Origin of the sequence: Flavobacterium profundi (genome assembly GCF_006491645.1) — a bacterium.
In the GTDB taxonomy this organism is placed as follows: domain Bacteria; phylum Bacteroidota; class Bacteroidia; order Flavobacteriales; family Flavobacteriaceae; genus Flavobacterium; species Flavobacterium profundi.
In genome coordinates, this window is record NZ_VDCZ01000006.1 from 74449 (window position 1) to 86735 (window position 12287).

The 12287-nt window shown below is 30.6% G+C and carries 11 protein-coding genes; 10 read left to right on the forward strand and 1 reads right to left on the reverse strand.

Annotated features, from left to right (window positions below):
* Positions 1-22: 22 nt before the first annotated feature.
* A complete protein-coding gene (locus FHG05_RS09330; RefSeq protein WP_181369165.1) occupies positions 23-1486 on the reverse strand; it encodes a TonB-dependent receptor in 1464 nt (487 codons plus the stop codon).
* 116 nt (positions 1487-1602) lie between these two features.
* On the opposite strand from FHG05_RS09330, the gene FHG05_RS09335 reads away from it, so the two are divergent.
* From FHG05_RS09335 to FHG05_RS09380, 10 genes are all read left to right on the forward strand, one after another.
* Positions 1603-2367, forward strand: coding sequence for an MBL fold metallo-hydrolase (locus FHG05_RS09335; RefSeq protein ID WP_140997886.1), 765 nt, complete (start codon positions 1603-1605; stop codon positions 2365-2367).
* Positions 2368-2371: 4 nt separating this feature from the next.
* Positions 2372-2866, forward strand: a complete 495-nt coding sequence (locus tag FHG05_RS09340; protein WP_140997751.1) for a hydrolase — start codon at positions 2372-2374, stop codon at positions 2864-2866.
* Between the two features lie 75 nt (positions 2867-2941).
* The gene (locus FHG05_RS09345) at positions 2942-3967 is read left to right on the forward strand and encodes a quinone-dependent dihydroorotate dehydrogenase (RefSeq protein ID WP_140997752.1); all 1026 of its coding nucleotides are present in this window, start codon (positions 2942-2944) and stop codon (positions 3965-3967) included.
* 31 nt (positions 3968-3998) lie between these two features.
* Complete coding sequence (locus FHG05_RS09350; protein ID WP_140997753.1) at positions 3999-4862, forward strand: hydroxymethylglutaryl-CoA lyase; 864 nt, start codon at positions 3999-4001, stop codon at positions 4860-4862.
* A 9-nt stretch (positions 4863-4871) separates the two neighbouring features.
* A complete protein-coding gene (locus tag FHG05_RS09355) occupies positions 4872-5249 on the forward strand; it encodes a hypothetical protein (protein WP_140997754.1) in 378 nt (125 codons plus the stop codon).
* A gap of 103 nt (positions 5250-5352) precedes the next feature.
* Positions 5353-6558 carry a DUF4856 domain-containing protein gene (locus FHG05_RS09360; protein WP_140997755.1) on the forward strand — a complete coding sequence of 402 codons (1206 nt, stop codon included), beginning with the start codon at positions 5353-5355 and terminating at the stop codon, positions 6556-6558.
* A gap of 97 nt (positions 6559-6655) precedes the next feature.
* Entirely contained in the window at positions 6656-7774 is a 1119-nt protein-coding gene (locus FHG05_RS09365) for an imelysin family protein (RefSeq protein WP_140997756.1), read from the forward strand.
* A 12-nt stretch (positions 7775-7786) separates the two neighbouring features.
* Complete coding sequence (locus tag FHG05_RS09370) at positions 7787-9148, forward strand: HTTM domain-containing protein (protein WP_232338073.1); 1362 nt, start codon at positions 7787-7789, stop codon at positions 9146-9148.
* Positions 9087-11564 (forward strand): TonB-dependent receptor domain-containing protein, encoded by a 2478-nt coding sequence (locus FHG05_RS09375; RefSeq protein ID WP_232338074.1) that lies wholly within the window; start codon positions 9087-9089, stop codon positions 11562-11564. The genes FHG05_RS09370 and FHG05_RS09375 overlap by 62 nt, the downstream gene beginning before the upstream one ends.
* Before the next feature lie 56 nt (positions 11565-11620).
* Positions 11621-12274: a hypothetical protein gene (locus FHG05_RS09380; RefSeq protein ID WP_140997758.1), complete on the forward strand. Its 654-nt coding sequence runs from the start codon at positions 11621-11623 to the stop codon at positions 12272-12274.
* Positions 12275-12287: the final 13 nt, after the last annotated feature.

A 12287-nucleotide genomic window follows, 5' to 3' on the forward strand; every position in this document is an offset into this window, starting at 1 on the left:
GCTTTTTTTGTATAATCTACAATTATTTACTCGTTTGACTCAGCGATTCATTAGGTTGGTAACCAAATAAACGATGCTTTTTAATTAATTCAGCATTTCCTTCGGGTAACATGTCTTCCCAACCTTCTTCACCATTTCCAATCATTTTTAATACCTGTCTCGAGAAGATATCTAGGTTTTTTTCTTCAAAATCTGTAATATCAACCACTTTACCATTAAACTTAAAGAATTTGTACAATTCCTTCATTCTTGGATGTACTTTTAAGTTTTCGGAATTGATCAAATTACCTTCATCATCTTTCATTGGATACAAATATACTTTTAAATCACGGTAGAAAAGTTTACCGAAAGCTTCCAAGATTCCTCCTGATAAATGGCGGTAATATTTCTCATCAAAAATATCGACTAAATTATTAACACCCATTGCTAATCCCATTCTCGCTTTCGTATAATTTGAGAAATATTCTACTACTTTATAATATTCTTGGAAATTAGAAATCATTACGGTTTGACCTAATGAACACAATAATTCTGCTCGGTCTAAGAAATCTCTTTCATCAATTTCTCCTTCTGCTTTTAAATTGGATAACGTAATTTCAAAAACGACAAAAGTATTTTCAATATCCACTTTTTTCTCTTCTATAAACATATTATATGATTTCATATACATGTTCATATTTACTTTGGTAACGGGCCTAAAACTACCTCTTAAAGCTAAAATATTTTTCTTATAAAGTACAGCAGCTGGTAAAATATTGTTCCCGTCTGGACCAAACATAACGGCATCCGTCATTCCATTTTTAACCAACTGTAAACTCATCAAACGATTGTCAACTTCCGCAAAACGAGGTCCAGAAAAGTTTATGGTGTCAATTTCTAATTGGTCTTTATCCAAATGATCATATAAATAACGAAGTAATTTTTTAGGACTTTCGTATTTATAAAAAGCACCATAAATTAAATTAACTCCTAAAATACCAAGGGTTTCTTGTTGTAGTTTTGCATCCGTTTCTTTAAAACGGATGTGTAATGTAATTTCATTATACGCTTCATCTGGTTCCACTTGGTATTTAATACCAACCCAACCATGTCCTTTATATTGTTTCGCAAAATCAATAGTAGCTACAGTATTCGCGTAACTAAAAAAGATTTTATTAGGATGTTTATCTCTTTTTAAACGCTCTTCTATTAGTTGTGTTTCATGAGCCAACATTCTTTTTAGACGGCTTTCAGTTACATATCTACCATCTGGTTCAACACCATAAATCGCATCACTAAAATCTTTATCATAGGCTGACATTGCTTTTGCAATAGTACCTGAAGAAGCACCCGCTCTAAAAAAATGACGCACGGTTTCTTGTCCGGCACCAATTTCGGCAAAGGTTCCATAAATACTTTCATTCAGGTTAATACGTAAAGCTTTGTCTTTAATAGAAGGTATTTGTTCTATAACTTTATCACCTCTCACTTTAATATCTGTAACAATACTTTTCATTCAATTTATCTTTAGGATAATAGCAGTTGAAATTTCTAATACTGCAAAGTTAATTAAAATGATAAAAACTACTGCATTTATTATTATTTTTGTAGCATATGAGTACGATTAAAGTTTATTTTTTAGGAACAGGTACTTCACAAGGAATTCCTGTAATAGGAAGTAACCATTCGGTTTGTCTAAGTAATGATAGTAAAGACAAAAGATTACGTGTTTCTGTTTGGATCCATTCCGAGAATTTTTCAATTGTAATAGATTGTGGTCCCGATTTTAGACAACAAATGTTAACTTCTAAATGCAATTATATAGATGCCTTATTATTTACTCATGAGCATGCTGATCATACCGCTGGTTTAGACGATATTCGACCTTTTTATTTTAAACAAGGACCTATTCCAATATATGCACATAAAAGAGTGCTAGAAAATTTAGAAAAAAGATTTGATTATATTTTTGTTAACGAAAATAAATATCCAGGTGCTCCTTCTGTAACACAAATAGAAGTAAAAGAAAATGAAGGTTTTGAAATTAAAAACCAATGGATAGAACCTATTAATGCTTCTCATGGAAATTTACAGGTTTTTGGTTATCAAATAGAAGGATTTGTATATTTAACAGATGTTAAAACGGTTGCTGTAGAAGAAATAAATAAAATTAAAAACTGTAAGGTTTTGGTTATAAATTGTTTACGAGAAGAACCACATCATTCTCATTTTAATTTAGAAGAAGCCTTAGATTTTATATCTTTGGTTCAACCAAATAGAACGTATTTGACACATATTAGTCACCTTTTTGGTTTTCATGAAGAAATTCAGAAAAAATTGCCCGAAAATGTATTTGTAGCTTACGATAATTTAGAAATTTTAATTTAATCCAATGAAAAACACATTCTTATACCTTTTTATTCTTGCTCTTTTACTTAATATTTTTCAATATGTTAATTCAAATAAAATATTAGATGCCAAAGAAAAAGAAGTCCAACTTACAAAAGAACGATTAAAAATAGCAAGAGATTCCATTTCAATAGTGGGTTACAACGACTATTTTGATATTGAAAAAGATCAGGATGCACAAGACTATTATTATTCTAAAAATTTAGATTATTTAAAAGTGATGCAAAAAGTAAATGAAGATATTCAAGAATTAAATACAAAACCAAATGGTAACCCTTTAATTCCTTACGAACCAATAGATGGTAAAAACTTTATTATTAACAAAGCAAAAGTGTTAAATCATAGATGGATTATTGCAGAATTTTCAAATACCCAACTTTGGGGACAAGTTGTAATAAAATATTTTCATAATGAAGATAAACCTACCGATTTTGAAACGGTAGAAACCATTCTTTATGAAAAACAAAAAATGGAATAAACGAAAAGCTCCTTAGGGAGCTTTTTTTATTGCAAACGAATCTCTATTTTTGCAACACACAACTACTTCAATTTTATGTATAAATTACTTATTCGACCGATACTATTTCTGTTTAATCCAGAAAAAGTGCATTACTTTACCTTTTCATGTATTCGTTTCTTTCATAAAATAGGTTTTGGCCCCTTTTTTAAATCTTTATACACTGTTTCAAATAAAGAATTAGAAACCGAAGTCTTTGGATTAAAATTTAAAAATCCGGTTGGTTTAGCGGCTGGTTTTGATAAAGATGCAAAATTGTATAATGAGTTATCGAATTTCGGATTTGGATTTATCGAGATAGGAACATTAACACCAAAAGGGCAAGAAGGAAATCCGAAGAAAAGGTTGTTTCGCTTACAAGAAGATCAAGCCATTATTAATCGAATGGGATTCAATAACGGAGGAGTTCTAGAAGCAGTTGAAAGACTTAAAAAAAACAAAGGAGTTTTAATTGGAGGGAATATTGGCAAAAATAAAATAACGCCTAATGAAGAAGCTGTTCTGGATTATGAAATTAGTTTTGATGCGCTTTTTCCCTATGTAGATTATTTTGTTGTAAATGTAAGTTCGCCAAATACTCCTAATTTAAGAGCTTTGCAAGATAAAGAGCCTTTAACGGCTTTGTTGCTAAAATTACAAAATAAAAATGCAAGCAAACCCAAGCAAAAACCTATATTACTGAAAATTGCTCCTGATTTAACTGACGAGCAATTGTTAGACATTATTACTATTGTAAAAGAGACAAAAATTGCAGGAGTTATTGCAACCAATACTACCATTTCAAGAGAAGGATTACAATCAGAAAATAAAAATGAAATGGGTGGTTTATCTGGAAAACCATTAACTCAAAGAAGTACGGAAGTCATTCGTTTTCTTTCAGAAAAAGGCAATCAATCCTTTCCAATTATAGGAGTAGGAGGCATCCATTCTGTTCAAGATGCCTTGGAAAAATTAGACGCTGGAGCTAGTTTGATACAGCTATATACAGGTTTTATTTATGAGGGACCTAAATTAGTGCGTGATATTAACAAAGCAATTTTAAAAGCTAAAACGATTTCGTAAAATACGAATTCTTTGCTATCTTTGGCTACCCATGAAACACGTCAAAATAATAGAATGTCCTAGAGATGCCATGCAAGGTATCAAAGCTTTTATTCCTACAGAAAAAAAAGTGCAATACATACAGGCTCTTTTGAGAGTAGGTTTTGATACCATTGATTTTGGAAGTTTTGTTTCTCCCAAAGCAATTCCACAAATGCAAGACACCGCTGGTGTTTTAGCGCAATTAGATTTGTCTGCTACTACTAGTAAATTGTTAGCCATAATTGCGAATACAAAAGGTGCTGAATTAGCCGCTGTACATCCCGAAATTAATTATTTAGGGTTTCCATTTTCTATTTCTGAGAATTTTCAAATGAGAAATACGCATAAAACCATTGCGGAATCTATTGTAACCCTTCAAGAGATTTTAGAAATAGCAGATCAATCCAAAAAAGAAGTAGTAACCTATATTTCTATGGGATTTGGAAATCCATATGGAGATCCTTGGAATGTAGATATAGTAGGAGAATGGACCGAAAGACTGGCTAAAATGGGCGTTAAAATTCTTTCGCTTTCGGATACGGTTGGTAGTTCAACACCAGAAGTTATAGACTATTTATTCTCTAATCTAATCTCAAAATATCCTGGTATCGAATTTGGAGCTCATTTGCATACTACTCCAGATTCATGGTTTGAAAAAATTGATGCAGCCTATCAAGCTGGTTGTACGCGTTTTGATGGTGCAATTAAAGGTTTTGGAGGATGCCCGATGGCTAAAGATGATCTTACGGGTAATATGCCTACCGAAAAAATGTTGTCCTATTTTACAGCAAAAAAAATTGATACGAATTGCCATGCCATCAGTTTTGAAAGTGCTTATAATGAATCATTAAAAATATTTGATTATTATCATTAATAGTTTGTAATGAATACTTTTTTACATTATTTGGGTTGGTATCCAGTTGCTATTCCTTTTATTCTAGGAATTGTAGTGTTACTTGTTTTTAGTTTTATGTACTGTAAACTAAAAGGGCCTAATACTTTCATAGCTGGTTTTTCTTTTTATTTACCAATGCTAAGTGCGATTATTTTAGGTATTTTGTTATTCTATACCTCTTTTTTTTGGATGACTTTTACCTTGTATTTTATTATTTTAATCGTAGTAAATTTATCTTCTTTTAAAGTATTGGCTGAAGCATTAGAAGACAAAACAGCATTAGGTGTAACGATGTTTTCAGGTTTAGTTAGTATTTACATCTTTGTTTTCTGCTTTCTAGTCAAACTTATTATCGATTTGTTTTAAGTACTTTAATTTATTTTAATTTATTCTAAATAAAACTTTGGACTTTCCATTTTAGTTTTTATTTTTGCAGCGTTAAATTATTTTAAATAAATCTAAATAAATAATGAGAACTATCTCTTTTTCTAAATTTGTTGTATTGTTTTTAGGTATTGGTCTAGTATCATGTTCAAGCGATGATAACGGAAGTACTACTGATTCTTTAAATGTTCCTGAAACGTATGAATTTAATAGAAACAATCAATCTACAGTTGATTTCAGCGGACAATCGAATCGTTTATTAATGTTAACTGAAATTGGTAATTATATTAAAAATCAAGGAGTAGCAGGTAATGTGGTAGACGTAACAGTGCTTAACAATATGTATGCAAACGAAAACAATCCGTTTTCAACTACTGAAATGAATACTTCTGGAAAAGAATTAAAAGATAAAACGGCTGCATCTAGAGATTATTTTGTTAATCTTGGTGGTGGAGGTTCCAATTTAGAGCAAGCTGAAGTACGCGCTTTTTTTGAGTCTCAATTTTCTGATGCAAACGCTGCGAGTCAAGGCAATAATGCTGCTGCAAATGTAGCTGGAAAATATCAAGATGGAACTTCGATTAGATTGTTTGCAGCAAACGGATTGGAACCACAACAAGTACTTTTAAAAGGGTTAATGGGAGCTTGTTTTATGGATCAAATCGTAAATAATTATTTAAGTACTGCTGTTTTAGACGAAGCCAATAACAAAATAAACAACAGTAATAAGTTATTGGAATCGGGTAAAAATTATACTAAAATGGAACATTTATGGGATGAAGCTTATGGTTACATATATGGTGCAGATGGAGGAAAGTTTTGGGATAGTTATATCAATCAGGTAAATGCTGATGTAGATTTTAATACGGTTAAAGCTGAAATTGAATTGGCTTTTAGAAAAGGTAGAGCTGCTATTGTTGCAAACAATTATACGGTTAGAGATGAACAAATTGCAATTATTAAAACAAAATTAGCTTTAGTGCCTGCAGTTAGAGCTGTATTCTATTTGAAAGAAGGAAAAGCTAAATTAATTACAGATAATGGAGCTAAAGCATTTCATGCATTATCAGAAGCATATGGATTTATTATGGCTTTACGATATACCAATAACCCTTCCACTAATGCACCTTATTTTTCTAAAACAGAAGTAAATGCAATTTTAAGTGATTTAACTGCTGGAACCAATGGTTTATGGGATGTGGATTACTTAAATACAAAATTAGATGAATTAGCTACCACTATTGCAACTCGTTTTAATTTTACAGTCGCTCAAGCTGAAATCGTTAACTAAAAATTAGTATTTGCTTAATGAATAAAACTTCTAATTTGGTTTATTTTTGCACACCAATTAAAAGGATTTAAAATCAAAATATTTAAAATATAGTTTAATGAAAAATATAATTTTAGGATGTTTCTCTTTACTTTTTTTAATCGCTTGTTCGAGTGATTCCTCTAGTAATGAAATCAATAATGATAATTTTAATAGAACAGAATTATTAACCAATTGGGCCGATAATATTATTATCCCAAGGTATGAAAATTATCAAGCTAAAGTAGTACTATTGCATTCGAAAGTAAGTACTTTTGTTAGTACTCCAGACCAAACTAATTTAGACGAAGTAAGAATCGCTTGGTTAGAGGCTTATAAAGCGTATCAATATGTGGGTATGTTTTCCATTGGTAAAGCCGAATTAATTAACTTAAATAGTACTGTTAATATTTATCCTACAAACCAAGCAGGAATTCAAACTAATATTACTAATGGAGGTTATAATTTTGCGTTATTATCTCAATATGATAAACAAGGTTTACCAGCTATCGATTATATGATTAATGGTTTGGCAAATACAGATGCTGAAATTATAGCTTTCTATGAAACAAACACAGACGCAACAAAATACAAGCAGTATCTTTCTGATTTGACAAACCAATTGAAAGTGAATATCGATGCTGTAGTAACAGACTGGAATGGTACCTACCGAAATACTTTTATCAGTAGTAATGGAAATTCAGTAAGTAGTAGTACCAATAAAATGGTAAACAGTTTTATAAAATACTATGAAAAAGATATCCGTTTAGGTAAAGTGGGCTACCCTTGTGGTGCATTTGTAAATGATGGAAATAAATATCCAGAAATTGTAGAAGCTTATTTTAAGAATGATGTTTCAAAATTGTTATTGGAAGAATCTATTAAAGCTTCTCAAGATTTCTTTAATGGTAAATATTTTAATGCAACTACGGAAGGATCTAGTTTAAAGTCGTATTTAGATTACTTAAATGCAAAAAGAGATGGACAAAATCTTAGTGCCATTATTAATAATCAGTTTCAGACTATTTTAACGGTAAATAATCCTATAGATAACAGTTATTCAAATCAAATTAATTCGAATAATGTAAAAATGGTAGAATTATATGATGCACTGCAATTAAATATTGTGTACTTGAAATTAGACATGATGCAAGCATTGAATATTACTGTGGATTATGTAGATAATGACGGAGATTAATTGTGCTTTAATTTGATACAAACGTATTTAAATAAAAAATCAGATACTGTAACGCTAGCTTTTTTTAGGCTGGCGTTTGGTTTAATGATGCTTTTTAGTATCATTCGATTTTCTGCCTATGGTTGGATAGATAAAATGTATATCCAGCCCAAATTTCACTTCACTTATTATGGTTTTGAATGGGTAAAACCTTTGGGCAATTTTACGTATATTTTATTTTTTATATGTGGATTGGCCGCACTATTTATCGCTATTGGTTATCGCTATAAATTAGCGATTACGGTTTTCTTTTTGAGTTTTACCTATATAGAATTAATGGATAAAACGACTTACTTGAATCATTATTATTTTATTTCAGTAGTTAGTTTTATTCTTATTTTTTTGCCTGCCAATGCCAATTATTCAGTAGATGCTTTACAAAAAGAAAAAATAAAAAGACTTCAAATACCAACTTGGAATATTGATGTTTTAAAAGTAATGTTAACCATAGTATATTTTTACGCTGGTTTAGCCAAACTCAATTCAGATTGGCTACTAGAAGCCATGCCTTTAAAAATTTGGTTACCCAATCAGTCGAACACTCCAATCATTGGAAATTGGTTTCATAAGGAATGGGTACAATATGCTTTTAGCTGGTTTGGTGCTCTTTATGATTTAATCATTCCTTTTTTATTATGGAATAAAAAAACAAGAAATATTGCCTTTGTTTTTGTAGTAATCTTTCATGTATTAACCAAAATATTATTTCCTATAGGAGTTTTTCCCTATGTAATGATTATTAGTACACTTATTTTCTTCAGCGCTGGGTTTCATAAAAGAATAATGAATTTTATCTTTGCCCCGTTTAAAAGTAAGCTAACGGTTTTTGAAACACCAAATACCTTAATTGAAACAATGAAGCCACCTAAATATAATTTAAAAATGTGTTTTTTAGCATTATTTATGGCTTTTCAGTTGGTTTTTCCATTTCGTTATTGGTTATATCCCGATGAGTTGTTTTGGACAGAAGAAGGATTTCGATTTTCTTGGAGAGTCATGTTAATGGAAAAAGCAGGCTATGCCCAATTTTATGTTACAGATGCTAAAACAAAACAAAGAAAAGCAATTGATACAACACGTTTTTTAACTCCTTTTCAGGAAAAACAAATGGCTTTTCAACCTGATTTTATTTTAGAATATGCTCATTTTTTACACGATTATTACGAAAAAACAGGTGTAAATGACCCTATAGTAACTGTAGATAGCTATGTAGCTTTAAACGGAAGACTAAGTCAAAGATACCTCGATCCAAATATAGATTTAGCTAAAGAATATGAATCATTCCAACACAAAACGTGGATTTTACCATTTAACGATGTTATCAAAGGTTTTTAGTACAGTATTATTTTTTTGTATTACGTTATCTTTTGCTCAAAAAAGTGTAAAAGGAATTGTAACCAATAGTTTGAATAAGCCACTTGAAAATGTGGAAATATATAATAAAACAACTTATCAATATACGCGTAGTGCATCTAATGGTACTTTCGAAATTACGTCGTTAGTTGAAGGAAATAATACCATCGTTTTCTTTTTACAAGGCTATCAAATTGAAGAAGTAACCGTTCAACCCAATACTAATACTCTTAAAATTACGTTAAAAGAATTAGCCACAACACTATCAGAAGTGGTCATAATTAAAGAGAAAGAAAAGCAATTTGCACTCAATAAATTAAAAGATATTGAAGAAACCGCTATTTACGCGGGTAAAAAAACAGAAGTTATATCCCTAGATAAAATTACGGCTAATAAAGCTACAAATAATCCACGACAAGTATATGCGCAAGTCGTAGGATTGACTATTAATGAAAGTAACGACGGTGGATTGCAATTGTCTATTGGAGGGAGAGGGTTAAACCCCAACCGAACGTCTAATTTTAATACGAGACAAAACGATTACGATATAAGTGCAGATGTTTTGGGTTACCCAGAAAGTTATTATGCAACACCTACAGAAGCCTTAGAATCGATTCAAATTGTAAGAGGAGCGGCTTCTTTACAATATGGAACGCAATTTGGAGGAATGGTTAATTTTAAAATAAAAAAAACAACCTCAAAACCCATCGAAGTTATCACGAGAAATACGATAGGTTCTTATAATTTGTTTACCAATTTTACAAGCGTAAGCGGAACACATGGTAAATTCAGCTATTATACGTATTACAACTATAAGACTGGTGACGGTTTTAGACCCAACTCACAGTTTGATTCTAAATCCTATTTTGCGAATTTAAATTACCAATTTTCAGCAAATACATCTTTGCATTTAGATTATACCTATTTTGATTATTTAGCACAACAACCAGGTGGTTTAACCGATGTTATGTTTGAAGAAGATCCAAAACAAAGTAACAGAAGTAGAAATTGGTTTGATGTGAATTGGAATTTGTATGCCTTACGATTTAAACATCATTTTCAACATGATGCCGATTTTTCCTTACAATTATTCGGCTTAAACGCTTCCCGAAAAGCTTTAGGATATCGTACGAATCGAGTTTCAAGCAGCGATGTCGAAGGTACAGAACGTGATTTAATTATTGGTGACTTTGTCAATTGGGGTGCAGAAGCGCGTTATCTAAAAAAATATGATTTCTTTGGAAAACGAAATGCTTTTTTATTGGGTGCCAAATATTATCAGGCTAAAAATTCAGGTCTTCAAGGCCCTGGAAGCTCAGGAAGTGATGCTAATTTTAATCTTGCAACTGCTGAATTCCCAAATTATGCCAATCAATCGGATTATACTTTTCCTAATTTGAATGTCTCAATTTTTGGAGAAAACATCTTTAAAATTACGGATGCCTTTTCAATTACACCAGGATTTCGATATGAAAATATTAAAACCCAAGCCAATGGCTATTACAGAAAAATCATCACCGATTTAGCAGGTAATATTTTATTGGATACTTCTGTTGATGAAGAAAATGTAAAGGAAAGACAATTTTTCCTTTTCGGAATTGGAGCGAGTTACAAAATGAAAAACGGATTAGAATGGTATGGTAATGTTTCTCAAAATTATCGTTCGGTAACGTTTAACGACATTCGTACTACATCACCTAGTTTTGAAATTAATCCTAATATTACAGACGAAAAAGGCTATACTTCGGATATAGGTTTAAGAGGAAAAATTAGAGATGTTGTTTCTTTTGATGCTAGTGTATATGCTTTGTATTATCAGGATAAAATTGGCGAACAAAGAATAGAAAGTCCTACAAGAGCTGCTGTAGATGTACGTTATAGAGATAATCTAGGAACCGCTTTAACATACGGTTTTGAATCGCTACTAGATTGGAATATTAGTAAAACTTTTTTTAGAGACAACGAAAACTTTATATGGACCGCCTTTTCCAATGTTGCTCTAACAGATTCTCAATATGTGGAATCAAAAGTTGAAACAATTAAAGGAAATAAAGTAGAATTTGTTCCCAATTATAATGTAAAGTTAGGAACAGGTATTGGTTACAAAAACTTCTTATCTAGCGTGCAATTTACTTATGTTTCTTCTCAATTTACAGATGCTTTAAATATTAAAACCAATTCAGATGATGATACCTATGGTATTTTTGGTGAAATTCCTACTTATTATGTTTTGGATGTGTCTACTTCCTACAAATGGAAACAACTAAAATTTGAAGCTGGAATTAATAATGTCTTAAATTCATGGTATTTCACGAAAAGAGCTACTGGTTATCCAGGACCAGGTATCATACCTTCTGAACCTAGAGTATTTTATGCTACCATAGAGTTTAAGTTTTAGAGGTTTACAAATTGAATTTTATAATGTATATTTCAAGAATTATTTTTTAATATATTATGTCTAAATACTTACTGCTTTTCATTTTTACATTGAATTCATTTTGTGTACTGGGTCAAAAAAGAGAGTTTTATCTGAATGATGACTTAAATTATATATCTAAAAATGAATTTGAAAAAGTTGAAGAAGAGGAATTAACCTATACTCTTAGGTTTGATTTAGATACCTGTTTCATGAATGTTAAAGTTGCTAGATTGAAAACAGGAAAAATTGATCCAAATCTCTACAATACTATTCAAAAAAATGTGCTATCTGGAAATCCTATAAGTAATGATTACGAAATACTACTTATAAATTTTTATTCTGGTAATGATGCTTGTAGTACAAAATCTTATAAAGAAAATTTTGCAAAAAAGTATAATAAATTCCACAAGGATATCGAGGCTACTACTTCGATTAAACAAGTATTTACATATTCATCAAATGACAAAATAGAGGATTTCGGAAAAAAAATTAATTGGCAGTTGGATACTAATAGTTTAATTGAGAAGAATTTTTTTCCAATTCACTATCCTTGTAGTGGATATGTTGTAATAGATAATTTAGGTAATTATTTTTGTGAAAGGGGAGAATATTGTTATTCTCAAAGTTTTGTTAACAGTTTAAAAGAAGCTTTGCAAAATAAGTCCTTACTTACTATTTTGAAATTTTAAAATTTGAACGAAT